The organism is Rhizobium sp. MHM7A (assembly GCF_005862215.1).
Lineage (GTDB): Bacteria > Pseudomonadota > Alphaproteobacteria > Rhizobiales > Rhizobiaceae > Rhizobium > Rhizobium bangladeshense.
The window spans coordinates 280,925-306,461 of record NZ_VCHT01000004.1; the positions used below are offsets into that span (position 1 = coordinate 280,925).

The following is a 25,537-nucleotide window of genomic DNA, read 5'->3' on the forward strand; positions in this document are numbered from 1 at the left end:
GATCCGGCGCCCACCCGGTCGGGTCGTGTTGAAGCGCCCCCGCTCCACCGCCAGATACTGCGCAAGCGGCGACCAACAGGGCTTTGGAAAGCAAGGCAGAAATTCTGTCGCAAGTCCTTCCCACCAGTAGAGAGCTATATTTATAGGGGGAACAACTTGCGACAGGGTGAAGTCGGCACCCAAGCAGGTATCACGAAATAGACGAGAGTCAGCTGGACCAGGTCGGCCCGCTGTGGCGGATTTTGCTCTCGGGCAGTGTGAACAGAGGAGTTCGCGGATGAGAGACCATGCGGTCGTCATATCAGGGGGAGGGCCGACGGGGCTGATGCTGGCGGGTGAACTCGCCTTGGCGGGCATCGATGTCGCGATCGTCGAACGGCGCGAGAACCAGGAGATCGTCGGTTCGCGTGCCGGCGGTCTGAGTTCGCGCACGCTCGAGGTTCTCGACCAGCGCGGCATCGTCGATCGGTTCCTGGCGGAGGGGCAGATCGCCCAGGTCACCGGATTTGCGGTCACGCGGCTTGACATCAGCGACTTCCCGACGCGGCACAATTACGGGTTGGCCCTGCGGCAGAAGCATATCGAGCGCATCCTGGCCGGCTGGGTCGGTGAGCTGCCGGTGACGGTCCTCCGCGGCCGCGAACTGACCAGTTTCGTGCAGGATGAGACCGGCGTCACCCTCGAACTTTCCGACGGGTCGTCGCTGCGCGCGGGCTATCTCGTCGGCTGCGACGGCGGCCGCAGTCTGGTTCGCAAGATGGCCGGCATCGCCTTTCCGGGATCGGATGCGACGACCAGCAATATTCTCGCCGAGGCAGAGATGAAGGAGGAGCCGCCGCTCGGTGTCCATCGCACAGCGCTCGGCATGCATGCCTTCGGCCGCGAGGAATATGAAATCCGCGACGGCAAGGTGATCTTCGCCAGTGAAGGTCCGATCAACGTCATGGTCCCGGAAAAGACGGCCGGCGGCACAGGCCAGCCGACGCTTGATGATCTCAGGCAAGCGCTCATTGCCGCCTGCGGAACCGATTATGGAATCCACGGCCCGAAGTGGATCTCCAGGTTCACCGACATGTCACGGCAGGCGGAGATCTACCGCAGGGGCAGGGTTCTGCTGGCAGGTGACGCCGCCCATGTGCATTCTCCGGTCGGCGGGCAGGGGCTCAATACCGGTGTGCAGGATGCCGTCAATCTCGGCTGGAAGCTGGCCCAGGTGGTGAAGGGCATATCGCCCGAGGCACTGCTCGACACCTATCATGCCGAACGCCATCCGGTCGCCGCCCGCGTGCTGCGCACGACGATGGCGCAGGTCGCACTGCAACGCACTGATGATCGCAGCGATGCCCTGCGCGACATCGTTCTGGAGCTCCTCGCCCTGGAGGAGGTGCGCAAGACGATTGCCGCCGAGATGTCCGGACTTGGCATTCGTTACGACCTCGGCGAGGGGCACCCGCTGCTCGGCCGCCGCATGCCCGACCTCGACCTGGTCACGACGGACGGCCCCTTGCGTGTCTTTGCGCTGCTGAAAGATGCAAGACCGGTGTTGTTGAACCTTGGGTCGCGCGGTAGCGTCGACACCGGGCCATGGTCAGATCGCGTGCCTCTGGTCCATGCGAGCTATGACGGGCCATGGGAGTTGCCGGCGCTGGGGGCGGTCGCAGCGCCGAGTGCGGTGTTGATCCGGCCGGACGGATATGTGGCCTGGGCGGGCGAGGGGCACCGGAATGGCCTGGACGCAGCGATGAGCACCTGGTTCGGGCCGCCCCGCTGACAGGCGAAAAAGCCGCTGAGCTAGGCGGCCAGCGAAATCGGCGCGCCGTCCGGCATCGGTTTGCCGCGGCGCTCCCACGTCCGGCGGCTGATGCCGAACGCCTCCCAGGGTCGGGTCTGGCTGAAGGCGTTGGCGAGATAGTCGGCTCTGGAAATTGCGCCGGCGCCCCGCCGCTGCTCCTCTTTCCGGCATCGGTCGCGCTGGCGTCTCTTTGCCTTCTGCAGCTTTTCTCTTTTCGCCTTCGGCACGTCGAAGGCGCCGATGGTGCGAATACCGAGCGTGCTGCGTTCGGCATAACTCAGATGCAGGGCGTGGGCGAGCGCGTCTGCGGACAGGGGAGAAAAGCGCAGCTTTGTCCTCTCGTAAATGACTTCCTCTATGGCGGCCTTCCCGGCCCAGGGCAACCATCGCGCCGCCCAGCCGAGTACCACCTCGACAAACCCTTCCCCGAATTCGACAAAAGCGAGGCTGGCGATCACCTCGACATAGATCAGGGCGTCATCCGCCTCCGGCACGATCTCGCCATGACGATGCCGGATCAATTTTTCGATCTCGCGCATCCGGCCGCGAAAATGGTTCCAGCGGCCGCCCCGCATGCGGCGCTGCACGGATTTGTAACCGAGGAGACAATCGCCGATTTTGATCGCGGTAATGTCCCGTGCAAGACCGGCTTCCTCAGCCCGCCCTGCCGATCGACACTGTTCATCCGCGCCGACGAGACGATCCATCGTTTCTCCTTTGCGATCTGCCTCATGAGGCCGAAACGACTGATTGTAGCGGAAGTCGAGGGGGTGATGTTCACTTTTTGTTTGCGGTTTCCACCGATTTTCGCAGTGGTAATGCAACGCAGTAACGGATGATCCGAATACCGGATTTCCGGTTGCGAGATCCCGAGCGAACGGGAGACGAGTGGCACCTCCAAACCCGTTGATTTCTATTGGGAACGACCCGTGTTATCATCCGTCTACCGACGTCATAAGCCGGGTTGCCGGCACAGAGACTGGTCCGATGAGCGAAATGGACGTGCTTTTTGCCAGCCTGCGACAGGCGGCTGACCCGCAGACGGTCGAGTGCATCGAAAACGTCGTCAGGCATGGCGCCGATCACGATCTCAACCGCATCAATGCGCTCGCCTTCGCCGATAAGCATCATCTCGATGAAGAAAAAACCATCGCCGCCTTCCTGCATGCGGCCCGGATCGGCGCATTCGAGATGACCTGGAATGTGCTTTGCCCGGGATGCGGCGGCGTCCTTGACAGCGGGGCAACCCTCAAGGGGGTCAATCAGGACACCTATCATTGTGCCCTCTGTGCGGCCGGATACGAACCGACCCTCGACGAGATGGTTGAGGTCACCTTCACCGTCAGTCCGCGCGTGCGCAGGATCGCCGCCCACGAGCCCGACCGGCTGCCTCCGCTCGAATACTACCGGCAGATTTTCTTCAGCTCCGGCGTCGACTTGCCGGAGGATCTGGAAGCGAAGTTCGACCGCATCCTGCTGGAGATGATCGAGCTCGCGCCGGGGGAGAAGGCGTTCGTGTCGCTGCAGTTGCCGGCGCAATTCGTCATCATCTTCGACGCGGTGACGCATTCGGCCCAGTTCATCGACGTGCAGGGGGAACACACTGATGAACGCCAGAATCTCTCGATGGTGATCAGCCGGGGACATGCGCTGAACGAAACCGTGACGATGCGCCCCGGCTTGCTGCGGCTCACTCTCGAGAACCATACCGATCGCCGGGTGGTGCCGAATGTCTGCGTGGCAGGGGATGACCTGCACCACCTCCTGGGCCGCAGGCGGGCATTTCTGACAGCCAAGCGGTTGCTGACGAACCAGAGCTTCCGCGACATCTACAGGACCGATACGCTCGACGTCGACCAGCGCCTCAAGATCACCAGCCTAACGTTCCTCTTCACCGATCTCAGGGGCTCGACGGCGCTTTACGAACGTGTCGGGGATCTTGCCGCGTTCGATCTGGTGCGGGCGCATTTCCGCGTTCTTCACGAGATCGTCGCCACCGAAGCCGGAGCTGTCGTCAAGACGATCGGCGATGCCGTGATGGCGACTTTTCCGAGCCCGGACCGGGCTGTGGCGGCGGCGCTGAGGATGCGGGAGGCGATGCGCCGGCTGAATGCCGAACACGGCAGCGACGACCTCCTCCTGAAGATCGGCATCCACGAGGGACCGTGCCTCGCCGTCAACTTGAACGACAGGCAGGACTACTTCGGCCAGACGGTCAATATCGCCTCCCGCGTCCAAAGCCTTGCCGACCCGAATGTGATCATGACGACCGAGGCGATCGTCGAGGATATCAATGTCTCGGAGATCCTGCGCGACAGCGGCATCACATCGGCCTCGCGGATGGCGGAGCTTCAGGGCATCGGCAGGGAAGTCAGGATCTTCGCCCTGTCGTGATGCATTTCCGCTTAACGCAGGGATGCAGCCGGAAGTGCGTTCGCGCATTGGCGTTGCGGCAAAGATCGACACGCGGCTTTGCATTGCCGCACCTCGTCTCGTATTGGGTGCTGATCATGGCCGCCGACATGACAGCGGGATCATTCCAGCATGGGCTGCCAGCGAGTGGTTTTGCAGTTGGGGGCGGAGACCGCCGGAACATCTGAATTTCCCCAAAATCCCACATCTTCTGCCGTCTCGCCGATGCAATGATGATTGAACAGATCGAGACAATGATCTCGGGAGACTTGCATGAGCAAGAGCGGCTGTCTTGGTTGGATATGCCGCTCGACGTTCGAACATGCAGCGTTTCGGATCCTGTCTGGCGGGTTTGGGGAGCCAAAGGCCCGTGGCTGAAGCTTGAGAACAAAGAGGCCATTCATGCAAACGCTGCTGCTTAACAAAGAGGACGTCGGCAGTCTGATTCGCATGCGCGAGGTCATCGGTGCAGTCGAAGACGCCTACAAAGCCTTCAACAGCGATCAGGTGGTGCAGCCCGATTATATCGGAATACATCTCCCGTCACCTCGCGGGGAAATGGACTTCAAGCTTGGCTACAACAAGGCCAGTGAAGTGATCTCCATGAAGGCATCTTCCGGAGGTTTCGTCGATAACCCGACGGCTCATGGGGTGCCCAGCGGCATGGGTACGATCCTCCTGTTCGATGCGAGAAGCTGCGCGCTGACCTGCGTCATGGACGGGAGCCTGATCACCGGCCTCCGAACCGGAGCTGCCGGAGCTGTCTCCGTGAAAGCATTGGCGCGACAAAACGCCAGGACAGTCGCTTCGATCGGGACTGGAAACCAGGCGAGAATGCAGATCCGGGCGATCAGTGAGATCATGACGATTGAAAAGATCCATGCCTGGGACAGCCATCCGGATACGCTTGCCAGATACAAGGATGATATCGAGAGCGAGTTCGGCATTTCCGTCGTCACGGCGAATTCCAAAAGGGAAGCCGTTGAGCACGCCGATATCCTGGTTACGACCACTCGTGGGAAAGGGTCGCTTGTGGAAGCGGATTGGATCAAGGCCGGCACGCACATCGTTGCTATCGGCACCGATCAGCGGGGTAAACAGGAACTCGATCCTGAGATATTCAGGAACGCCAAGGTGGTCGTCGATTCAATGGCGCAGTGCGCCGAGAAGGGTGAGACCTGGCATCCGTTGAACAGAAATATCATCGCCAAAGACGACATTCATGGAGAGATCGGCGAGATCTTGCTGGGTAGAAAGCCGGGCAGAGAAGATGATGACGAGGTCACCATTTTCGACTCCACGGGAATGGCTATCCAAGACAATGTTACGGCAAGCAGGATTTACCGGAACGCAATAGACAAGGGCGTCGGAACGTTCTTCGAATTCTTCAGATCCTGACATGGGGATCATGCGCTCTTCCGGTCGCCTTGCAGGCAAAGCCAAGACCTTGCCTCACAAATCAACCATCGATCAGCGCTTTGCGCCATGTTCGGAAGAATGTCGGCCTGACCGCGGAAAGGCGAGGAGCATCATGCGCAACTACCCAACCATTCAGGACATTGGCGAAGCCCGGGAAAGGCTGAAGCCCCACATCAGGCACACGCCGCTGCTGCGTGCGGAGAAAATAGAGAAAGCTGTTGGCTGCCAGCTCTATCTCAAGCCTGAGACGCTGCAGATCACTGGCGCGTTCAAAATCCGCGGCGCTCTCAACAAGGCGCTTTCACTTCCGCGAGAAGAGATTGCAAACGGCGTCATCGCCAGTTCGTCCGGCAACCACGCCCAAGGGCTTTCCTACGCTGCGAGGATGCTCGGCGTGAAAGTGATCCTGGTGCTCCCGGTCACCACGCCGAAAATCAAGATCGCCAACACGCGGGCGCTCGGCGCGGAAGTCATTCTGTTTGACGGTGATACCGCCGCCAGATGGAAAAAGGTCTACGAAATCGCCGAGGAAAACAACTACGCGACCATTCACGGGTTTGAGGATCCCGTTGTCATGGCCGGGCAAGGCACGATCGGATGTGAGATACTGGAGGATCTGGACAATGTGGATACGGTCATCGTGCCGATCGGTGGCGGGGGGCTTATCTCGGGGATCGCCACCGCTATAAAGGAAACGAAACCTTCGGTGCGCATCGTCGGCGCCGAGCCGGCCCTGACGCCGAAGTATTTTCACAGCCGGATCAATAAGGAACGCACATCGTTCCCATTGGGAAATACCATCGCCGACGGCTTGCGAATAAGTGTACCAGGTCAGAACCCCTATCCGATTATCGAAAAATACGTGGACGAGATCGTGCTTGTTGATGACGACCATATCATCGCAGGCATGCGCAGCCTGGCTAAGGATGCGAAGCTCATCGCTGAACCGGCCGCATCGATCGGTATCGGAGCCTTGCTCGCCGGCTCGATAGAAGTCAGGCCGGATGAAAATGTCTGTGCTGTTTTGACTGGCGGGAACTGGGACTTGTGCGACCTGGCCGAGATATACCGGACTGCCGAGTAGTAGGGCGCCAAGATTGCCCTGGGAGGACAGGATCGCGCCGTCGACGCCTCACCGGCGGCCTCAGCCCGGAAAAGCTCGACAGCAGCGCCATTGCCGTCATCCGGGGACAAGCCCGAGCCTGACGCAAAGAGAGGTTGAACCTTGTCAGCCGTCTGAATGGGGCGTCGGCCCCGGCATTGCGGTTTAGGCCACCAGGCCCTTGGTCAGTTCCAGTGCCTGCCGTTCGAACAGCCGGCGATAGATGCCGTTGTTGAGCCGGATTAGCGCCTGGTGGTCGCCCTCTTCGACGATCTTGCCCTTGTCGAAGACCAGCAGCCGATCCAGCGCCCGCACCGTGGACAGCCGATGGGCAATCACCAGCGTGGTGCGGCCGTCCATCAGGCGTTCCATCGCCTGCTGGATCTGCACTTCGCTCTCGCTGTCGAGGCTCGACGTCGCCTCGTCCAGGATCAGGATGGGTGCATCAGCGAGGAAGGCGCGGGCGATGGCGACACGCTGGCGCTCGCCGCCCGACAGCTTGACGCCACGTTCACCGACCATCGTCTCGTAGCCCTTCGGCAGGTTCATGATGAAGTCGTGCGCATTGGCCTGTTTTGCCGCCTGCTCGATCTCGCGCCGTGAGGCGTTCGGTCTGCCATAGGCGATGTTTTCCGCCAGGGTCCGGTGGAACAGGATCGGCTCCTGCTGCACGATGGCGATCTGGCCGCGCAGGCTTGATTGCCTGATCTCGGCGATGTCCTGCCCGTCGATACGGATCGACCCCGAGTTCACGTCATAGAGCCGCTGGATGAGCTTGACGAAAGTGGTCTTGCCCGAGCCCGAATGACCCACAAGGCCGACGCGCTCGCCCGGCTTGATGGTGACTGAAAAGTCCTCATAAAGCGGATTGGGATGGGCGCCATACTGGAAGGTGACGCCATCGAAGACGATCTCGCCCGCGCCGATCGCGATCGGCTTGGCGTTCGGCTTGTCCTCGATGCCGAGCGGCATCTTGTCGAGCAGCACCAGTTCCTCCATGTCGTTGACGGCCCGCTGCAGGTTGCGGATGTCCTGGCCGACATTGCGCAGATAGCCTTGCAGAACGAAGAACATCGCCAGCACGAAGGTGATGTCGCCGGGGCTCGCCAGCCCCTGACGCCACATGATCAGGCCCGTTCCCAAAATGCCGGCCTGCATGGACACCATCATGAAGCCCTGGATCGTGCCGCTCGACGTGCCGCGCTTCCATGTTCTGCGTGTGCGGCTGTCCCATTTGGCCAGCACGTGGCCCAAACGGGCCTCTTCGCGGTTTTCCGCGCCGAAGGCCTTGACCACCGAATTGCAGCTGATTGCATCCGCCAGCGCACCGCCGAGCTTGGTGTCCCAGGCATTGGCAAGTCTTGCCGCTGGCGACACGAAGCCCATGGAAAGTGCTACAGTCACGCCGATATAGATCAGCGACCCAGCACTGACGATCAGGCCCATGATCGGCCAGTAGCTGCCGAGCACGATGCTGGCGCCGACAAGCATGACGATGGACGGCAGCAGAGCGACCAATAGCACGTCGTTGAGCAAGTCGAGCGCCCACATGCCGCGAGTGATCTTGCGCACCGTCGAACCGGCAAAGCTGTTGGCGTGCCAGTCGGTCGAGAAACGCTGCACCTTGTGGAAACCGTTATTGACCACATCGGCCATGATGCGCAGCGTTAGCCGGATGATGGCGTTGAAGATGAACCAGCGCAGCACGACGCTGGTGAGGCCGAGCACCACGACGACGACGAAGGCGCTGAGCGCATCATCGACGGCATTGCCGTCTGCAATGGCATCGACGATCCGGCCGGAAAACACCGGAACCATGACCTCGGCCAGAGTGCTGGCGGCAACCAATACAATGATAACGCCCACCAGCGCTGGCCGGTGGCTCCAATGATGAAAAACAAAGCCGAGCACGTGACGATAAGCATCGGCGCGGAAATCGAGCTTCTTGCGAGTCATTTTAGCCAGTCCGGCCCTAGCGGAAACCGGTCCTCAAAACCGAGAGTTAAAAAGGCACAGCCCGCGCGGAAGACGAAGTAATGCTGTCAGATCAATCGGGCTATGAAGGAAGAGAAAACCGCATGTCGCGCACTCGTAAGGCGGGTCGCGAAGAGATATGACCTAGCGTCGGGACATACCATATGGGGAGGTTTCGATGATTGATGCTGTCATTCAACGCCTCCCTAATGTTGGATCTGATGCGGTGAGCGTTTTGTAGCGAAGCAATTCGCCATTGCCAAGAGGGAATTTACAACCGCAAGGAAAGTGATGCGAAAACGACACAATTGGGGGAGTGGGGAACCTCGTCGTGCAGCCGAGGATTGGTAGCACGGACATGCCGCCCATGGCCTTCACACTAACATCGAAGGCAGCGGTATACCGCCATCCCGTGTCATCGACGACGATACCGAGCCGCTTGCCATGCAGCGATTGCGGCATAGTTCGGTCAACCCAATGCTTCGCAAGCTGGTCGGCTTTATCGATAATCGCATTGATGGTGTTCAGCGGCAAAGAGTGGAAATCAAGGAATCTCTAAAAGGTAGAATTCGTAGTGTTTCGTTCTCTGGCTATGCAGGTGGTCGACCGCCCGGCAATGCCGGCTTCCGGTGCGCCGCCTCTCGTTTGCGCAAACTGGCTTTCAATAGCTGCAGGAGCGAGCATTGCCGGGTCTGAATCCTCCTGCGCAGGCGGGGTTCCTGGAAGTATCCAGCTGATATTGATAATCCTCCCGATCCTGCCTTGCGGACGAGGTGCAGGAAGCCGTGACCGTGGACGCGCCGATCATCGCGCCGGTCGTAATCAATTTGAGGAATCGAACCATCTGAGCTTCTCCTGAGGTTGGTTTTGGCAATCTATCATGCCGGCACAAGCAGATGCGAGGCCGCCGGATCGATAGCGCGCATCCGATTGGAAGTGGCTTCGATATTGAGTGACCGTTCTTCGCCGCACGGGAAAATTCAGGATAACCTGGCGGGACTATTCTGCGATTATGGAAGTAAGTCCGCAGTGTCCGTAGGTCAGTGATTCCCGATTTTGCCTTGAACAAAACGGTGATTTTCAGTAATATAATCCCATAAAAAAGTAATATAAATGGGAGGTTACTATGTCGGAAGCTCGGTTCGAGCCGGTTTTTCTTCATCGTCAGCATTTCGTCGCCGAGATCACGTGTCTCGATGAAATCTTCGATTTTCTCGATGAGTGGCCGCAGGACAAGCGAGGTCTGGCATATGACACGCTGCTGAAGGCGTGCAGGGATACGGCGAAGGGGCATTTTCCCCTCAGCGCCGCGCGCGAGAATTTCCGGCGCTTTCTGAAGATGTCGGGCATGCTCGGAGGCCCGAAATTTGAGCGGATGGGCGATCAAAACATCGGCAATGCTTGAAGGACCAGGCTGGTTTGTGCGATCTGGGGGCCGGGCGCCGCGACGTCATGCGCGCGGGCGCGCCTGGGCTCGGATGCCAGCTGGCAGGTGATCGCCTCTTTGTGGTCGCAACGAGTAGGGCAAGCCTCGGGAGGCGCCAACAGTCTCGGCGGATTTCACCGGATCTCTGCGTGTCGCCCGATCGCGACGCGCTTTAGCCTGGGCCGGCATTGGCCCAGTCGCATCGAAACACCAGCATGGGCTTCGAAAATCCTTTGAGGCGCCGTCGGGTCGCATGGGCGAACAGGTCGCTGGCGCCATATTCCCGGAAGATATTCTCCGACACCAGGATCTGGTCGCTGGCGGCGGCTGCGCAGAGGCGGGCCGCGAGTTGCACGGTCGAGCCGAACAGGTCGTTGCTGTCCTCGACCGGCTCGCCGCAATCGAGCCCGATGCGGATGTGGATGGGCTCGGCATTGCCGCCATTATAATGCTGGAATTCCTGTTGGATCGCCCGGGCGCATGCGACGGCCGCAGTCGTTGCCGCGAAGGCGGCCATGATGCCGTCGCCTGTATGTTTGATCTCCCGGCCGGAATTCTTGCCAATGCATCGGCGCACGATCGCGTCATGGGCTCGCACCAGTTCGGTCGCCATGCGATCGCCGAGGCGTGCCGTCATCTCGGTCGAGCCGACGATATCGGTGAATAGGATCGCCCGGTGGCCGGGATCCATTTGCGCCGACGACTGGCCGGGGGCCGGATCGGGGTCATTTATGCGACCGAGAAAGGCCTCGACCGCCGACAGAGCCACCTCGACGATCTCATTGGCGACAAAACCGTGCGCCTCGCGATGCACGCATTGGACGGTTTCCCGGTCGGGCGCATCCACGAGGCAGAAGGCGGTCCCGCGCCGCTCGTCGAACCAATAAGTAAGGAATTTGACGCCGTATTGATCCTGAATATCGATATCCATGCGATGTGCCTGGGCGACCTCGGCGGGCGAGGTTCCCTTAAGATAATGCCGGTCCATGAAGATTGGCATCGCGCGTCCTCCCAAGTCCGTCGCGTGCAAGAGATGGCATTGTACGATCTGGATGCCTTCCCGTCCACCTTCGGGACAACAATCACGGATCATTACAAAGTGTTGCTTTCGCAAACGCAACGCGTTGCTGCGCTTTCGACAGAATATGCAAGGAAATGGCAGGTTTAATGAGTAGGATTGCTGCGCTAAGTCTGATATTTACCATAATCGGTCGCTTAATGACTGATGACCGGTTCCGGAACCCCTCAAGCAGCTTCAGACGGTCCCCCGTTCTCAAGCGCCCTCCGCCGGAGCCTGCATGGAGAGACACGTCTGTCACGGCCATGATTGGCCAAGATGGAAGGTCGCTGCCACGGCATGCAAATTGCATATTGTCGATTAGCTCGCCGAAATTGGGAAAAGCTGAAGCAAAGTGAGACAGACGGCAAATTTTCGACCGGTCGGCCTAGCCTCGATGGGGCTCGGGCATTATGCCGTTATTAACTCTGTGTGGGATGCTGCCCGCACGCTTCTCCATGACTGGCCGGTCGATGACGGCGAAGAATATTTGGAAGCCGTCAAAGCCTGCCTGGATGCGATTATCGGTGACCTGCCGCCCGACAATGTGCGGGCCGCCTTCATCAGGGCTGCGCAGGAGGCGGGCATCGCCGTCATAGAAGCCGCCGACTGAACAGCGCCCGCGCTCCCCCGATCCCGCATGGTTCCACGAAGCTCGTCCCCGCGCTTGACTTCTCCGGCCAAAGGTCTAGATTAGAACAAAACATGAACATTGGAGATGGTCATGACACATACGGAACAGGTGATTGCCAACGCCCTAGCCCTTGTCGAAGCCTCCCGCGCGGCTCGTGAGCGGGATCAACAGCGCCGCGCCGCCTGGCAGAAAAAGGTGGAACTCAGCCGGCCGCTGCCGCCCTTGCCGCGCCCTGTCCAACTGCCGCTGGCGCTGAACTGATGCTGCCGGCAAAGAGTTTGAAACCCCATCACCCCAAGGCCGGTCAGCTAGGATCCGATGACGCCTGGGAAGTGGAAGCCGTGCTCGCCTGGCATGACGATGACGCCAAGGCGGCGATCCGCTCGCTGCTGGATGACTGCCAGCATCTGCGCCGGCAACTGGCGCTGGCCGAACGTGTGATGAGCCGCGGAATGGCGCGCGGCTGGACGCCGCGATACGAGCGCGACGCGCTTTGAAACGTGCCTGCGGCGATCGGCGCGACCGCGGCCGTCAAGACGGTTGTTCTTCGAAAGCCACTCGAAGGCCGACGGTTACCAGGTAGGCCTCTAGCGCTGAGGCCTCACCGGAGGTGACGATGGCGCCGACATAGCCGTCCGAACGCATGGGCACCTAGTAGCCAGGCTCTGGCGCATAGGCGCCGCGGAAATACCCGCCTTCATCAATGACGCTGCGCCGGCCCGATCCTGTGGATGTGCAGCCCGGGCGCGGCGGCACGGCGGCTTGCTCCACCTCATAATCGACCAGTGTCCAATACGGCCCCTTGATGAGGTCGAACAGGCGCACCGGCTGGCCGGCCGCGCCCCTGAGCGGCATCGGGCGCGCGGTCGCCTGCCAGTAGGTCGCCATGGCGTAATTCGCCGTGATATCGGTGGCGATATCGGTCATGGCGCCGAGGAGCCGCAGGAGGGCGGCTAATCCGTCGGGCTGCCGTTCCTGGTATAGCTCTCCTGGAAGGGCAGAGAAGGCGACGAGCATCTGGGCGATATGGCACAGGATGCCCGCCGCGCCGCTAGAATGGCAAGTGTGGTTCTGACCGGGAAGACGCTAGTCGGCCGGCGTCACACGGGTCCAGAACGCGTTGAACACCACCGAATCGAAGAAAGCCGAGGCACGCACGATCCGGCCGTCGCGCATGTCGAGAAACCAGGCATAGGTGTTTGCGTATGGCTCTCCGTCGCGGGCGATGCCGCGGGCGTCGAAAAAGACGATCACAGTGTCGCCGTCGGCATAAACGTTGCGGATCGTCGGCTTCAGCGGCGCCTTCATTCGGGCATTAAACGGGCGGATCACCTCACGCAGGAAGGCCTCGCGGCTGGGATAGGTCTTCGATGCCAGCGAGTAGCCCTCGATTGTCCAGCGGGCGTCGTCGGCGAGGAGGTCGTAGGGGCTGCCTGTGCCGGCCGCCCAGGCTCCGAAGCCAGCCTCGACGGCTGCCTTGTTGCGGCGTTCGGTTTCGGTCAGAGACTGCGCTGCGGCGCGGGCTTCGAGCCCGCCCAGAGCAAGAATGGTGGCGGCGATGCCGAGGATTGCATTGAAGATGCGCCTGCTCAGGGATTGCGGCCGGCAGGCGGTTGCCGTTGCGGTGTAGGGCATGGTTTCCTCCAGAAGGTCGAGTTGGTGGGTTAGCACCCGCTGGCCGGGTGCCGCTTGCGGGCTCGCGGCCAGAAATCTGCTTAGATCTGGTTTTCCCAAGCTCTCAGCTGATGCTCCTTCAGCATGTCCTCGATGACCTTCGGAACGACATTGCGGAACCTGCCGGTGTCGGCTGGAACGACTTCAATCATCCGGTCGATCATTTCCTTCGGGTCCATCTTACCTTCGGGCGTCGCGAAGAAATCGTCGAAACCCTTTCGCAGATCTGCGCGCTTGGTGAAGTTCTTGCCGTCATCCAGCCAGCGGAACGGATTGTCCGCCATCGTCTCGTTGTAGCCGGTGTAGTAGGCCCCCGGATTGATCGTCTGGATCTTGATGCCATAAGGGGCGAGTTCCTGCTGCAGCGCTTCGGCGATCGATTCCAACGCGTGCTTGGTTGAGACATAGGTGCCCCAGTTAGCCGGGGTGAAGAGGCCGCCCATCGAGGATGTGAAGACCACCTTGCCTTTCTTGCCTTCGCGCACCCATCTCTGGACGACGCCCTGAGTCAGCACCAGCGGCAGAAACACGTTGACTTCGTAGTTCTTGCGAACAAGTTCGATTGGGATTTCCCAGACCGGGCCGGCTTCGCCCATGCCGGCATTGTTCCAAAGAACGTCGATATCCCATCCCTGCGCCTGTTTGATGTCGTAGGGGTCGGTGAGGTCGAGACGCTCGACACGAACGTTCTTCAGACCGAGGGCGGCGACCTCCTCACGCAGTGGCGTCACCTGCGAGGAAACCTGCGTGGTCGCGATGATCCTGTGGCCGTTCTTGGCCATGCCGATGGCGGCGCCCTTGCCGAAGCCGGAGCCCGCGCCAGTGATCAAAATGGTCTTGGTCATGAGACATTCCTTTCGATGGTTTCAGGTTGATCGAAGTCAGGTGTTGGCACAGCATCACGTGACGGCCGCAGCCGCTGCCTGTGCAATTTCGAGATCCTGTGGAACCGCTCCGCCGGAAACGCCAACGGCGCCTATCACAGTGCCGTCGCGGGCAAAGAGCGAGATTCCGCCGGCAAACGGAGTCAGGCCGCCGTTGGATAATTCGAGGGCATGGGCGGGAGCGCCGGGCTTGCAATACTCCCAGACGGCCTCACTTGTCGTTTGAAACAAAACGGCCGTCCGGGCTTTTCCCATAGCCAGGTCGATCGAGCCGAGCACCGCGCCGTCCATTCGGCTGAACGCTTTGAGATGCGCTCCGGCGTCCAGGACGGTGATATTGACCGGCACACCGATCTCATTAGCCCGCGCTTCACCTGCGGCGATGATCCTGCGAGCTTCGTCAGTGGTAATCATCTCCTGTCTCCCTTTTTCGTTCAGGGGCGAGCGCTCCCCGCTCGATGAGGCAGGTGTATAGGCGAAACCGGTTTTGCAGTATTTTCAGCTCTTGCTGCGCTATGTGCAGATCTTGCGGTCCGGCGTGTCGGCATGCACGAACGGCGAACCCATTTCGGCGGGCGAAACCCGCTAGCGGGTGAAGAGCGCGCGGTATTGGCCGGGCGTCAAGCCGGTCATCTTGCGGAAGACGCGGGTGAAATTTGCCTGTGAGCCGAAGCCGGTATCGAGCGCGATCTCCACGAGCGAGGACCGTGCGAGCCGCAGCTTTTCCTTGGCAGCCTCCATCCGTCGCTCCGTGACGTAGCGATGCGGGGTCAGGCCGGTAGCCTTGCGGAACATGCGGGCAAAATGAAAGGGGCTGAGGCAAGCCTCCGCAGCAAGGTCATCCAGCGAGATTTCTGCTGCGATGCGGGCTTCGATGAAATCGAACACGCGTTGCAACCTTCTTGGGCTGACAGTCGGCGCCCGTGCGGCCGGTTGCCAGCGAACAGACGAATAGGTGCTGAGCAGGTGCGCCGCCAGCGCCATTTGCACGCCGTCGAGAAAGAGGCGATCAGTTGGCTCAAGGCTTCTGTTCAACAAGCCCCGAAAGAGCTGGCCGATCTGCAGCACCATGGGATCGGGGACGCCACCCGCATAGGCGAGTTGCACCTTGGCCGGGTCGATGTCGAAGTTTGAAAGCGCGCTCTCACCGACGAGCGACGGCGGCAGGAAGATGTGCAGGGACTCGGGCATGGTACCCATGATTTCCACCGCGCTCTCATGGACACCCGCCGGACATACCCAAGCGACGCCGGGGCGAGCGATTGCCTCTCGCCTGTGGCCATCACCAGTCCACCGGATCTTCGACTGACCCGAGAGCAGGACGGCAATTTCCGTACACTCGAGTGTAAGGTCGACTTGCCAGCCCGGATCGAAATGCCTGAGTTCGACCTGCAACGATGAGCAATCAACGAGCCCACCCACTCGCTCGCTGGTCCGATACTTTCTGTCCCCCTGCGATTCTACCAAAGACATGTCGCATCCACGCCGTGAAGATAGATATAAATTCGAATTGTTCAGTCTCGGCAGGCAGGTTGCCGTGTCGCGCTGCCGGCAATCTGCAATCACCTTTGATTTATTGTATGAATAACTTCCGGGATCGCCGCATTTTGCTCTGAGGTGCCCGAGTATTACGATCAGTATTTTTGGTCGAAATTCAGGGAAGTGCAAGTCCCCTGGCGCCAAGCGCTACCGCATCCTTCTCGCGGCTTCGCCATCAAGCATGTCGGCGGCCATGGATGCCGCTGATCCTACTTTGGGATGGCCGATGGGACATTGCGTGGAGACGACGGCCATCAGGCGAAAGTCCGGCGAAATCCGCGCTGTTCAGCTCGTTCCAGTAGAATGGCATCGCCATTGACCCTCGCGTCTCATGATAGAGCTATGGTGGGTATAAGGGCAATCCGCTGACCTGCCGACTGCAACAGACCAGGTAGCTTGCACCAACGCCATTGCGCTCAAACGCCTGCAATGATCTTCTGGCGCTTCTTCACGTCAACGCTTTCCGGTGATTCCCGATGTTCGATATTCTGTGGCGCGGCCTGGCGATCGGCGCCGGCGCAACCATCCTCATGGACCTCTGGGCAATCGTGCTCACGAAGGTCTTTGGCCAGACGCCGCCGAACTGGGCTCCGGTCGGCCGCTGGTTCTGGCATCTCGGCCGCGGCAAGGTCTTTCATGAGAACATCGCCGATGCCGAGCCCTATGCTCAAGAACTCGCTCTCGGCTGGTTCAGCCACTACGCCGTCGGCATTCTCTATGGCATTATTTTTGCACTCATCATGGGAGAGGGATGGCTCGCCGCACCCACATTTCTTCCCGCCTGGATTTTCGGCATCATCACCGTCGGGGCAGGGTGGTTCCTGCTGCAGCCGGGCCTCGGCCTCGGCTGGGCCGCCTCGAGACATCCGAAGCCGAACAAGGTCCGGTGTTTCAACCTCCTTGCGCATACGGTGTTTGCGCTGGGGCTTTACGGCACGGCGTTGATTTTGCGCTGAGATTGACGCTTGCCCCTCATCCGCCGGCCGGCACCTCTCCCCGTCATAGCGGGGAGAGGGTTAGGGTAGGGGTAGTTAGGGTGAGGGGCAGCCCATTGGCACGTGCGAACAATCCTATTTCACCGCGCCGCCCAATTGGCGCCGCGGCGGAAGATCGTCTTCATCTCCGGCACGTCGAATTCCTTGGCTTGGTGGCCGAGCGATGAGTAGAAGACGCGGCCCTTGCCGTATTTGCGCTTCCAGACGACTGGCATGACGACGCCGTCGATCCAGTAGGCGTGTTCGCCCGTAAACCTGGTCGTCGCCAGAACCTCGTTCGAGGGGTCGACATGCATGTAATATTGCTCCGACCTATAGGGGAAATCGGCAATTCCCTCCATCAGCGGATCGTCGGGGCGGGTGATGTTGACGGTATAGTCGATGATGTTGCCGGGATGGGCGACCCACTGGCCGCCGATGATGAACTGATAGTCGACAGAGTCGCGGAAGGCATCGCCCGCGCCGCCGTGATAGCCGGCAATCCCGACGCCGCTTTCGATGGCGGCAGCGAGGTTCTTGACCTCCTCCTTCTCGATCTTCGACATCGTCATGATCGGCACGACGAGGCTGAGATCATGGACGGAAGGGTCGGCGAGCGCCTCGGTCCCATGTTCGAGATAGACCTTGAAGCCGTCTTCCTCGAGCATGGTCTTGATGATTTCGGCGCATTCCTGCGGCTCGTGCCCGCTCCAGCCACCCCAGACAATCAGTGCTTCACGCATTCTCATTCCTCCTGAAATTATTTCGCCAGCCGTCCGTCGACGATGGACTCGGACAAGGGGGCAGGGCGCTCCGCCACCGTGGTGATCGTCACCGTCCGTCCGGTCTCGGACGCTGTATGGAAGGCTTCCATGACTTCGAGCACGTGCAACGCCAGATCGCCATTGGCTCGGTGCGGCCGGTTCGAGCGGATCGCATGCGCCATATCGGCAACGCCGAGCGAGCGGAAGTTGCCTTCGGCATAGGGCGCGGTGACCGGCTGGTCCTCGAAAGCGCCGCCCTTCTTCAGATATTCCACCGGACCGCCGAACTTGTTGGGATCCGGGACGATAAGCGTGCCTTCGGTGCCGTAGACTTCGAGCGGCACATGCTTGTGGCCGGCGACATCGAAGCTCATGGCGATCTGAACGACCGCGCCGTTGGCAAAAGCCATCATGCCGGCGACATGGGTCGGCACGTGCACGGGAATACGCTCGCCATTGCGCGGCTCACTGGTAACAAGCCGTTCGGCGCGTGGCGTCGTCGCAAAGCCGGCGACCTGTGATACCGGTCCGAGAAGATTGACGAGATCGGTAATGTAGTAAGGGCCCATGTCGAGCATCGGCCCACCACCGACTTCGTAATAGAAAGCCGGGTTCGGATGCCAGCGTTCATGGCCCGGGCACATGAAACTCGCCGAGCCGCCGACCGGTTGGCCGATGACGCCCTGGTCGATCAGGGCGCGCGCCGTCTGGTGGCCGCCGCCGAGGAAGGTATCGGGCGCCGCGCCGATGCGCAAATTCCTCGCCTTGGCGGCGTCCGCCAATTTTTTCCCTTCTGCGAAATTAATCCCGAGCGGCTTTTCCGAATAGGTGTGCTTGCCGGCCTCGAGCGCCTGGAGCGCGACGGCGACATGGGCTTTCGGGATGGTTAGATTGACGATGATTTCGACCTTGGGGTCGGCGAAGAGCTCTTCGACTGTCTTGGCGGGAATGTTGAACTCGCGAGCCTTGGCTTCTGCGAGCTCCCGGTTGAGGTCAGCGACCCCGCGGATATCGAGAATGGGAAAGGAGGCCATCGCGGTGAGATAGGCGCCTGAAATATTGCCGCATCCGATGATGCCGATACCGACTTTGTCCATGAATTCCTCCGTTTGATCTTGCTTGTCTCGCCCGTCAAAGGGCCGGCCCCGTGGTGCTCCAGGGTGATTCGTAGAGTTCGTAGAGCGCCACGGCGGCAGCGCCCTGCGCCCAGAAATCATCGCTCGAATCATCGAAGACGAGTTCGCTCACGCCGCGTAGCGACGGTGGGATGGCAAGCGCATAGGCATCGCGCAGGCTGTTCAAAAACGGTTCGCCGAGAGCCAGGCTGGAGCCGACGAGAATGACGCGCGGCGGCGCAAACAGCGTGACTATATTGGCGATGGTCAATCCCACCGCTTCGCCGGCGCGGATGGCGGAGGCGATCAGCCGGTCGTCATCGGCCTTGATCAGCGCCTGGGCATGGGTCATGCCGCGCCCGAGGCGGATCGCTTCGGCAAAACGTCCGTCGGCCTGCTGTTCGCCAAGGATCGCGCTTTCACCGGCCTGGCTGAAAAGCCGCACTACGCCATTCGGCCCCATGCCGAGCACGAGATCGCCGAGATTGTGGCTGAGGCCGCCGGCGCCGCGAAACAGGCGGTTGCCGTGCAACACGCCGAGCCCCAGCGTCTGTTCCAGCGAAATCAGCACCATATCCTCGAGATCCCTCGCTCTTCCGAACCAATGATGGCCGAGCGTGATGGCATGGGCGTCGCTTTCGACAATGGTCGGCGTCGAGAGCCGCGTTGACATCTCGGCGGCGAAATCGACATTGATGTCGCGAAAGATCGGGCTGCTTCTTATGTAGCCGGTACGATGCTCGATGACGCCGGGAAAGCCGAGGCAGATGCTGTCGACATCTTCGAGCGACAGCCCGGCATCGACGACGCAGCGCCTGACTCCATCCTCGACCAGATCGGCGATGACGCCGATCGGCTGGCGGTCGATGCGAATTGGCAAGGCGAGCTTAGACAGCACGTCGCCGCGGAAATTGGTGACGACGAAGACCATGCGGTTGGCGGCGATCTTGCCCCCGACGACACGCGCGGCATCAGGATTGAGTTCCAGCGCCACGCGTGGCCTGCCACGCACGGCCTCATTGCGGATATCGCCTTCATGACGCGGCAGGATCAGTCCGTCGTCGAGCAGGGAGGCGGTAATGGCGGAAACGGTTGTCGTCGACAGTTCGGTCCGCTCGCTGATCTCGATGCGCGAAATCGGCCCATGGCGCCTGATGGTATCGAGCACGTTCAGGCGATTGATCGCGCGCATCAATTCTGGATCTGCAGTCTTCATGAAAATGAGCCGGCGGTCGTTTCGTGGGCGGAAGCTAGTATTTTTAACGGGTTACGAAATAAATAACGGGCAATCCTGTGCTGCTGTCAAGCGCATTTGACAAAAATAGAGGCAATTGGGTTGACATCGGGCGAAAGCTCCGGTGAATTAATCCGCATTGGGGAAAAATTGTGAGGATGGTCCCCAGGGAGGAAATCATGAACTTTTCAAATAAGGGCGCCATTTTCGGCGGCAGGCGCTTCGCATCCATTGCCGCAGCAGCCGGCATGTTGCTCCTGGGAGCGGGCGCTGCCTCGGCGACAACCGTGGTGAAGTGGCTACACCTCGAGCTCGACCCGAAATTCGTCGCGGCTTGGGAAGACATCGTCAAGAAATACGAAGCTCAGCATCCCGACGTCGACATCCAGATGCAGTTCCTCGAAAACGAGGCATTCAAGGCCAAGCTTCCCACGCTGCTGCAGTCCGACGACGTGCCGGATTTCTTTTACAGCTGGGGCGGCGGCGTCTTGAAGCAGCAGGCCGAGACCGGCGCGCTTCAGGACGTGACGGCGGCACTCGACGCCGATGGCGGCAAGCTGCGCAACGCCTACACGCCTTCATCAGTCAGCGGCCTTACCTTCGACGGCAAGACCTGGGCTATTCCTTATAAGGTCGGATTGGTCAGCTTCTTCTACAACAAGGAGCTCTTCGCAAAGGCCGGCGTGAAGGCCGAGGAGATCAAGAGCTGGGTTGATTTTCTTGAGGCGGTAAAGAAGATCAAGGCGGCGGGAATTGTCCCGATCGCAGGAGGCGGCGGCGACAAGTGGCCGATCCACTTCTACTGGAGCTATCTCGTCATGCGCGAGGGCGGCCAGAAGGTCTTCGAAGCGGCCAAGAACGGCGAAGGCGAAGGTTTCCTTGATCCCGCGATCATCAAGGCTGGCGATGACCTCGCCGAACTCGGCAAACTCGAGCCTTTCCAGCCCGGCTATCTCGGCGCTACCTGGCCGCAGACGCTCGGCGTTTTCGGCGACGGCAAGGCCGCGATGATCCTCGGCTTTGAAAATACCGAGGCCAACCAGCGCAAGAATGCCGGCGACGGCAAGGGGCTCGCGACCGAGAATATCGGGCGTTTCGCATTCCCGACCGTCGAGGGCGGCGCCGGCCAGGCGACAGATACGCTCGGCGGCCTGAACGGCTGGGCCGTCACCAAGAAAGCCTCTAAGGAAGCGATCGATTTCCTTGCGTTCCTGACGAATGCAGAGAACGAGCGGGCAATGGCGAAAGCCGGTATGCTCCTCCCCGTTGCCGTCGGTGCCGGCGATGGCGTCACGAGCCCGCTGCTCGCCGAATCGGCGAAGCAGCTTTCGGGCTCGACCTGGCACCAGAATTTCTTCGACCAGGATCTCGGCGCGGCCGTCGGCCGAGTCGTCAACGATGTGTCGGTGGAGATTGTCTCCGGACAGATGAACTCCAAGGACGGCGCCCAGATGATCCAGGACGCTTTTGAGCTGGAACAGTAACCAGCGCCTGCGAACCCTCCCTGGCGCTCCGTTAAAGCGGGGCGCCAGCATTGCTGCCGATGAGATGCGAAAGCAGGAACCATGGCCAATATTTCAGTCCCAACGATGACATCAGCCGCGAGGCCGGCAATAAGAGCGTCAAACAGGAGAAGTTCGGTCGCCCACGATCGGTTAGCCGTGCTTTTGCTCTTCCTGCCCCCGGCGCTGCTGCTTTTCACGCTCTTCGTCATCTTGCCGATGGGTGAGGCGGCCTGGTACAGCCTCTACAAGTGGAACGGCTACGGCACGCCGAGCGAGTTCATCGGCCTGCGCAATTTCCAGGTTCTGTTCCGCAATGCGGCCTTCACCCAGGCGCTCATCAATAACGGCCTGATCATCGTCATCTCGATCTGCATCCAGGTACCCCTGGCCATCTGGCTTGCCACCATGCTCGCCCACCGCATTCCCGGCGTTGTCGGCTTCCGCCTGATCTTCTTCTTGCCCTATGTACTGGCCGATGTTGCTGCAGGCCTTATCTGGCGTTTCGTCTATGATGGTGATTACGGTCTGTTCGCCGCCGTTTCCAACTTCTTCGGCTTCGCCAATCCTTACGTGCTCGCAGACAAGGATGTGGCGATTTACGCCGTGCTTGGCGTCGTCGTCTGGAAGTATTTCGGCTTTCACATGATGCTGTTCATCGCCGGCCTGCAATCGGTCGATAAGAACGTGCTGGAGGCGGCCGAAATCGACGGCGCCACCGGCTGGCAGAAGTTCCGTTACGTCACCTTGCCGCTGCTCGGTTCCACCTTGCGTCTCTCCATCTTCTTCGCCGTCGTCGGCTCGCTGCAGCTCTTCGACATGATCATGCCGCTGACCGGCGGCGGCCCGTCCAACTCCACCCAGACGATGGTCACCTTCCTCTATACCTATGGCGTCATGCGCATGCAGGTGGGCCTGGGCAGCGCCGTCGGCGTGGTGCTCTTCATCATCTGCGTGACGCTCGCCTTCGGTTACAAAAGGATTTTCATGCGCCATGACTGACATGAGCTCTTCCGTCCGCATGAGCACGTCAACGCGTGTCTATCTCTACGTGTCGCTGAGCCTGATCGCTGCGATCGTACTGGTGCCGCTGCTGACGACGGCGCTCGGCGGCTTCAAGACACTGGGTGACCTGCGCACCAATCCCTTCGGCCTGCCGACGGATTGGCAATGGGCGAACTATACCGACATCCTCTTTGGCGAGCGCTACTGGATGCAGATCGGCAATTCGCTTGTCATCGCAGCGCTGACCGTTCTGCTGACGCTGATCGTCTCGTCGATGGCCGCCTTCGCCTTTGCCCATGTCCGTTTCTTCGGCTCGTCCTTCCTGCTCAACTATTTCCTGCTCGGGCTGATGTTTCCGGCGGCGACCGCGATCCTGCCGCTCTTCATCCGCATTCGTGATCTCGGGCTGTTGAATACCTACTGGGGCGTGGTGCTGCCGCAGGTGGCCTTCGGCCTCGGCATGAGCATCCTTTTGTTCAGGAACTATTTCCGCAATCTCCCGGAGGAGCTGTTCCAGGCGGCCTTCGTCGACGGCTGCGGTTATCTCAGGTTCTTCTGGCACATCTCGCTGCCGCTATCGCGTCCGATCGTCGCCACCGTCAGCATCATCTCCTTTGTCGGCAGCTGGAACAGCTACATCCTGCCGCTCATCATGCTGAACTCGGAATCCAAATACCCTTGGCCGCTCGGCATCATGGTCTATCGCGGCGAATTCGGGACGGAATGGCAGCTGGTGCTCGCCTTCATCACGCTGACCATCCTTCCCACAATCATCGTCTTTTTCGTCGCCCAGAGGCACATCATCGCCGGCTTGACGGCCGGCGCCGTGAAGTCCTGAGCTGAACCATTGGAGGTGCAACCATGGCATCCGTTGAATTGATCGATGTGAGCAAGGCCTACGGCGCGGTCGACGTCATCCACGACATTTCGCTTGCGATCGACGATGGCGAATTCGTCGCGCTGGTCGGCCCGTCCGGCTGCGGAAAATCGACGCTGTTGCGGATGATCGCCGGCCTTGAGGAGATCACTGACGGCGAGATTGCCATCGGCGGCAAAGTCGTCAACGGCATGACGCCGCGCGAGCGCAACATTGCCATGGTATTCCAGTCCTACGCGCTCTATCCGCATATGACGGTGGCCGAAAACATGGGCTTCAATCTGAAGCTCGCCGGCGTCGCCAAACCTCAGATCGAAGCCCGTGTCGCCGAAGCCGCCCGCATGCTCGATCTCGCCAAGCTGCTCGACCGCAAGCCGGCCCAGCTGTCCGGCGGCCAGCGCCAGCGTGTCGCCATGGGCCGCGCCATCGTGCGCAACCCAGCCGTCTTCCTGTTCGACGAGCCCTTGTCCAACCTCGACGCCAAGCTGCGCGTGCAGATGCGCTCGGAAATCAAGACACTGCACCAGAAGGTCAGGACAACTTCGATCTATGTCACCCACGACCAGATCGAGGCGATGACCCTCGCCGACCGCATCGTCGTGCTCAACCAGGGCAGGGTGGAGCAGGCGGGGACACCGCTCGAACTCTATAAGAAACCCGCTAATCTCTTCGTCGCCGCCTTCATCGGCTCACCGGCGATGAACATGCTCGAAGGCACGGTGGATGGCGAAAACGGCGAACCGGCCGCCCGTCTCGACGACGGCACGGCGATCCGCATCGCGCCCGACCGGAAGGTCAGGCGCGGCCAGGCCGTCACCATCGGCCTGCGCCCGGAGCATCTCGTTCCCGGCATATCAGCCGGCACGCCGCTTGCCGGCCGCACCATGCTGGTGGAACCCACAGGCGCCCAGACCCATGTGGTCTTCGACCTTGCCGGACAACAGGTGACGGCGATCGTCGATGGCGAATATCCCGCCCGTTACGGCTCCGTCTTTGAAGCGAGCATCGCCAGCGACCAGGTGCATGTTTTCGACCGCGGGACTGGTGTGGCGCTATAAGCCGGAGCCTCGGCGTAAGGGCGCTGCTCTCCGGCTAGATATATGAACCTGGCGCATGCCCTCATACGGTTGCCGCCACCTGCCGGGGTCGAGACCAGTGGCACGACCCCGGCAAGGTTAGGGTGAGGGGCAACCGACTGGCGCGAACATCTCCGCCCATTATTCGGCCGCAATCCGTTCGACGCCGTTGGCCTGGACGATCTTCTCCAGCAGTGCCAGCTCTTCCGGCGTGAGATCCGTCAGAGGCGGACGAACGGGGCCGGGGTTCTGGCCTAGGACACGAAGCCCGGCCTTGATGATGGAGACGGCATAGCCCCGTTTGCGATTGCGCAGGGCGACGAAGGGGAAGAAGAAGCTTTTCAGTATTTCGTCGACGGTCGGCTGATCGCCGCTGCGCAGGGCGCCATAGAAGCGCTGGGCCAGTGCGGGGACGAAGTTGAAGACCGCGGAGGAATAGGTGGTCACGCCGGCGGCGAAATAGGCCTGGGCATAGACCTCATGGGTCGGCATCCCGCCGACATAGACGAGACGGTCGCCGAGCCGCGTGGTGATCTCGATGACCTTGTCGACATCGCCGACGCCGTCCTTGAAGCCGATCAGGTTGGGGCATTCCTCGGCAAGCCGAGCGATGCTGTCGGCCGTCAGAATGGCGTTGTCGCGATTATAGACGATGACGCCGACGCCAACCGCTTGGCAGACAGCCTTCACATGGGCGATGAGGCCGGCCTGCTCGGCAAACATTAGATAGGGCGGCAACAGCAGCAATCCGTCCGCGCCGGCCCGTTCGGCCGCCTTCGCGATCTCGATGGCAAGCGATGTGCCGTAGCCGGATCCCGAGATGATCGGCGTATTGCCGGCCGAGGCCTTGGCAGCCCGGATGACGGCGGGAATTTCGCTCGGATTGAGGGAGAAGAATTCGCCGGTGCCTCCGGCGGCAAAGAGCGCAGCGGCGTCGTAACCGGCAAGCCACTCGACATGACGGCGGTACTTCGCTTCGTCGAACTTGAGTTCATCGTTGAAATGCGTCACCGGAAACGACAGCAGACCGCTGCCGACGGCCTTTTTCAATTCAATCGGGTTCATCATGACGTCCTA

General features: G+C 60.7%; 25 protein-coding genes and 1 pseudogene. 13 read left to right on the plus strand and 13 right to left on the minus strand.

What is annotated here, in order from left to right; all coding sequences use genetic code 11:
- Nucleotides 1-277 precede the first annotated feature (277 nt).
- Nucleotides 278-1,771 carry an FAD-dependent monooxygenase gene (locus FFR93_RS17640; RefSeq protein ID WP_138394168.1) on the plus strand — a complete coding sequence of 498 codons (1,494 nt, stop codon included), beginning with the start codon at nt 278-280 and terminating at the stop codon, nt 1,769-1,771.
- A gap of 20 nt (nt 1,772-1,791) precedes the next feature.
- On the opposite strand, the gene FFR93_RS17645 is transcribed toward FFR93_RS17640, so the two are convergent.
- The gene (locus tag FFR93_RS17645) at nt 1,792-2,499 is read right to left on the minus strand and encodes a hypothetical protein (protein ID WP_138394169.1); all 708 of its coding nucleotides are present in this window, start codon (nt 2,497-2,499) and stop codon (nt 1,792-1,794) included.
- A gap of 280 nt (nt 2,500-2,779) precedes the next feature.
- Between FFR93_RS17645 and FFR93_RS17650 the strand changes: the two genes are divergently transcribed.
- From FFR93_RS17650 to FFR93_RS17660, 3 genes are all read left to right on the plus strand, one after another.
- Nucleotides 2,780-4,186, plus strand: a complete 1,407-nt coding sequence (locus FFR93_RS17650; protein ID WP_138394170.1) for an adenylate/guanylate cyclase domain-containing protein — start codon at nt 2,780-2,782, stop codon at nt 4,184-4,186.
- A gap of 420 nt (nt 4,187-4,606) precedes the next feature.
- Nucleotides 4,607-5,602, plus strand: a complete 996-nt coding sequence (locus FFR93_RS17655) for an ornithine cyclodeaminase family protein (protein ID WP_138394171.1) — start codon at nt 4,607-4,609, stop codon at nt 5,600-5,602.
- Between the two features lie 133 nt (nt 5,603-5,735).
- Nucleotides 5,736-6,707, plus strand: a complete 972-nt coding sequence (locus FFR93_RS17660; protein WP_138394172.1) for a threonine/serine dehydratase — start codon at nt 5,736-5,738, stop codon at nt 6,705-6,707.
- A gap of 183 nt (nt 6,708-6,890) precedes the next feature.
- Here FFR93_RS17660 and FFR93_RS17665 read toward each other — a convergent pair whose 3' ends face one another.
- Nucleotides 6,891-8,681: an ABC transporter ATP-binding protein gene (locus tag FFR93_RS17665; protein ID WP_064708998.1), complete on the minus strand. Its 1,791-nt coding sequence runs from the start codon at nt 8,679-8,681 to the stop codon at nt 6,891-6,893.
- 213 nt (nt 8,682-8,894) lie between these two features.
- Nucleotides 8,895-9,233 (minus strand): hypothetical protein, encoded by a 339-nt coding sequence (locus tag FFR93_RS17670; RefSeq protein WP_138394173.1) that lies wholly within the window; start codon nt 9,231-9,233, stop codon nt 8,895-8,897.
- A 592-nt stretch (nt 9,234-9,825) separates the two neighbouring features.
- Between FFR93_RS17670 and FFR93_RS17680 the strand changes: the two genes are divergently transcribed.
- Nucleotides 9,826-10,104, plus strand: a complete 279-nt coding sequence (locus FFR93_RS17680; protein ID WP_138394174.1) for a DUF982 domain-containing protein — start codon at nt 9,826-9,828, stop codon at nt 10,102-10,104.
- A gap of 193 nt (nt 10,105-10,297) precedes the next feature.
- Here FFR93_RS17680 and FFR93_RS17685 read toward each other — a convergent pair whose 3' ends face one another.
- Entirely contained in the window at nt 10,298-11,125 is an 828-nt protein-coding gene (locus tag FFR93_RS17685; RefSeq protein ID WP_064708995.1) for a nickel-binding protein, read from the minus strand.
- A 412-nt stretch (nt 11,126-11,537) separates the two neighbouring features.
- On the opposite strand from FFR93_RS17685, the gene FFR93_RS17690 reads away from it, so the two are divergent.
- The 3 genes from FFR93_RS17690 to FFR93_RS17700 all read left to right on the plus strand — a co-directional run bounded on the left by FFR93_RS17690 (nt 11,538) and on the right by FFR93_RS17700 (nt 12,313).
- Nucleotides 11,538-11,795: a DUF982 domain-containing protein gene (locus FFR93_RS17690; protein ID WP_138394175.1), complete on the plus strand. Its 258-nt coding sequence runs from the start codon at nt 11,538-11,540 to the stop codon at nt 11,793-11,795.
- A 111-nt stretch (nt 11,796-11,906) separates the two neighbouring features.
- A complete protein-coding gene (locus FFR93_RS17695) occupies nt 11,907-12,077 on the plus strand; it encodes a hypothetical protein (RefSeq protein WP_164517744.1) in 171 nt (56 codons plus the stop codon).
- Nucleotides 12,077-12,313, plus strand: coding sequence for a hypothetical protein (locus tag FFR93_RS17700; RefSeq protein WP_064712820.1), 237 nt, complete (start codon nt 12,077-12,079; stop codon nt 12,311-12,313). The genes FFR93_RS17695 and FFR93_RS17700 overlap by 1 nt, the downstream gene beginning before the upstream one ends.
- Before the next feature lie 34 nt (nt 12,314-12,347).
- On the opposite strand, the pseudogene FFR93_RS17705 reads toward FFR93_RS17700, so the two are convergent.
- From FFR93_RS17705 to FFR93_RS17725, 5 genes and pseudogenes are all read right to left on the minus strand, one after another.
- Nucleotides 12,348-12,708: pseudogene (locus FFR93_RS17705) on the minus strand (2-polyprenyl-6-methoxyphenol hydroxylase); the annotation flags it as partial.
- 194 nt (nt 12,709-12,902) lie between these two features.
- A complete protein-coding gene (locus tag FFR93_RS17710) occupies nt 12,903-13,451 on the minus strand; it encodes a nuclear transport factor 2 family protein (protein WP_064691547.1) in 549 nt (182 codons plus the stop codon).
- Between the two features lie 80 nt (nt 13,452-13,531).
- A complete protein-coding gene (locus FFR93_RS17715) occupies nt 13,532-14,335 on the minus strand; it encodes an SDR family oxidoreductase (protein WP_064712818.1) in 804 nt (267 codons plus the stop codon).
- A 54-nt stretch (nt 14,336-14,389) separates the two neighbouring features.
- On the minus strand, nt 14,390-14,788 hold the full coding sequence (locus FFR93_RS17720; protein WP_138394176.1) for a heme-binding protein: 399 nt from the start codon (nt 14,786-14,788) through the stop codon (nt 14,390-14,392).
- A 171-nt stretch (nt 14,789-14,959) separates the two neighbouring features.
- Complete coding sequence (locus FFR93_RS17725) at nt 14,960-15,847, minus strand: AraC family transcriptional regulator (RefSeq protein ID WP_138394177.1); 888 nt, start codon at nt 15,845-15,847, stop codon at nt 14,960-14,962.
- A 542-nt stretch (nt 15,848-16,389) separates the two neighbouring features.
- Between FFR93_RS17725 and FFR93_RS17730 the strand changes: the two genes are divergently transcribed.
- Nucleotides 16,390-16,869 (plus strand): DUF2938 domain-containing protein, encoded by a 480-nt coding sequence (locus tag FFR93_RS17730; RefSeq protein WP_138394178.1) that lies wholly within the window; start codon nt 16,390-16,392, stop codon nt 16,867-16,869.
- A gap of 119 nt (nt 16,870-16,988) precedes the next feature.
- On the opposite strand, the gene FFR93_RS17735 is transcribed toward FFR93_RS17730, so the two are convergent.
- The 3 genes from FFR93_RS17735 to FFR93_RS17745 are packed head-to-tail and all read right to left on the minus strand — an operon-like array spanning nt 16,989 to nt 19,982.
- Nucleotides 16,989-17,630 (minus strand): ThuA domain-containing protein, encoded by a 642-nt coding sequence (locus tag FFR93_RS17735; RefSeq protein ID WP_138394179.1) that lies wholly within the window; start codon nt 17,628-17,630, stop codon nt 16,989-16,991.
- Nucleotides 17,631-17,647: 17 nt separating this feature from the next.
- On the minus strand, nt 17,648-18,748 hold the full coding sequence (locus FFR93_RS17740) for a Gfo/Idh/MocA family oxidoreductase (RefSeq protein ID WP_138394180.1): 1,101 nt from the start codon (nt 18,746-18,748) through the stop codon (nt 17,648-17,650).
- A gap of 34 nt (nt 18,749-18,782) precedes the next feature.
- Complete coding sequence (locus tag FFR93_RS17745) at nt 18,783-19,982, minus strand: ROK family transcriptional regulator (RefSeq protein ID WP_138394181.1); 1,200 nt, start codon at nt 19,980-19,982, stop codon at nt 18,783-18,785.
- A gap of 197 nt (nt 19,983-20,179) precedes the next feature.
- Between FFR93_RS17745 and FFR93_RS17750 the strand changes: the two genes are divergently transcribed.
- From FFR93_RS17750 to ugpC, 4 genes are all read left to right on the plus strand, one after another.
- The gene (locus FFR93_RS17750; RefSeq protein ID WP_138394182.1) at nt 20,180-21,484 is read left to right on the plus strand and encodes an extracellular solute-binding protein; all 1,305 of its coding nucleotides are present in this window, start codon (nt 20,180-20,182) and stop codon (nt 21,482-21,484) included.
- Between the two features lie 81 nt (nt 21,485-21,565).
- Nucleotides 21,566-22,504 (plus strand): sugar ABC transporter permease, encoded by a 939-nt coding sequence (locus FFR93_RS17755; RefSeq protein WP_138394183.1) that lies wholly within the window; start codon nt 21,566-21,568, stop codon nt 22,502-22,504.
- Entirely contained in the window at nt 22,497-23,345 is an 849-nt protein-coding gene (locus tag FFR93_RS17760; RefSeq protein ID WP_138394184.1) for a carbohydrate ABC transporter permease, read from the plus strand. Before FFR93_RS17755 ends, FFR93_RS17760 begins: the two co-directional genes overlap by 8 nt.
- A gap of 23 nt (nt 23,346-23,368) precedes the next feature.
- Nucleotides 23,369-24,442, plus strand: coding sequence for a sn-glycerol-3-phosphate ABC transporter ATP-binding protein UgpC (gene ugpC / locus FFR93_RS17765; RefSeq protein ID WP_064708980.1), 1,074 nt, complete (start codon nt 23,369-23,371; stop codon nt 24,440-24,442).
- A gap of 159 nt (nt 24,443-24,601) precedes the next feature.
- On the opposite strand, the gene kdgD is transcribed toward ugpC, so the two are convergent.
- A complete protein-coding gene (kdgD, locus tag FFR93_RS17770) occupies nt 24,602-25,528 on the minus strand; it encodes a 5-dehydro-4-deoxyglucarate dehydratase (protein ID WP_138394185.1) in 927 nt (308 codons plus the stop codon).
- Nucleotides 25,529-25,537: the final 9 nt, after the last annotated feature.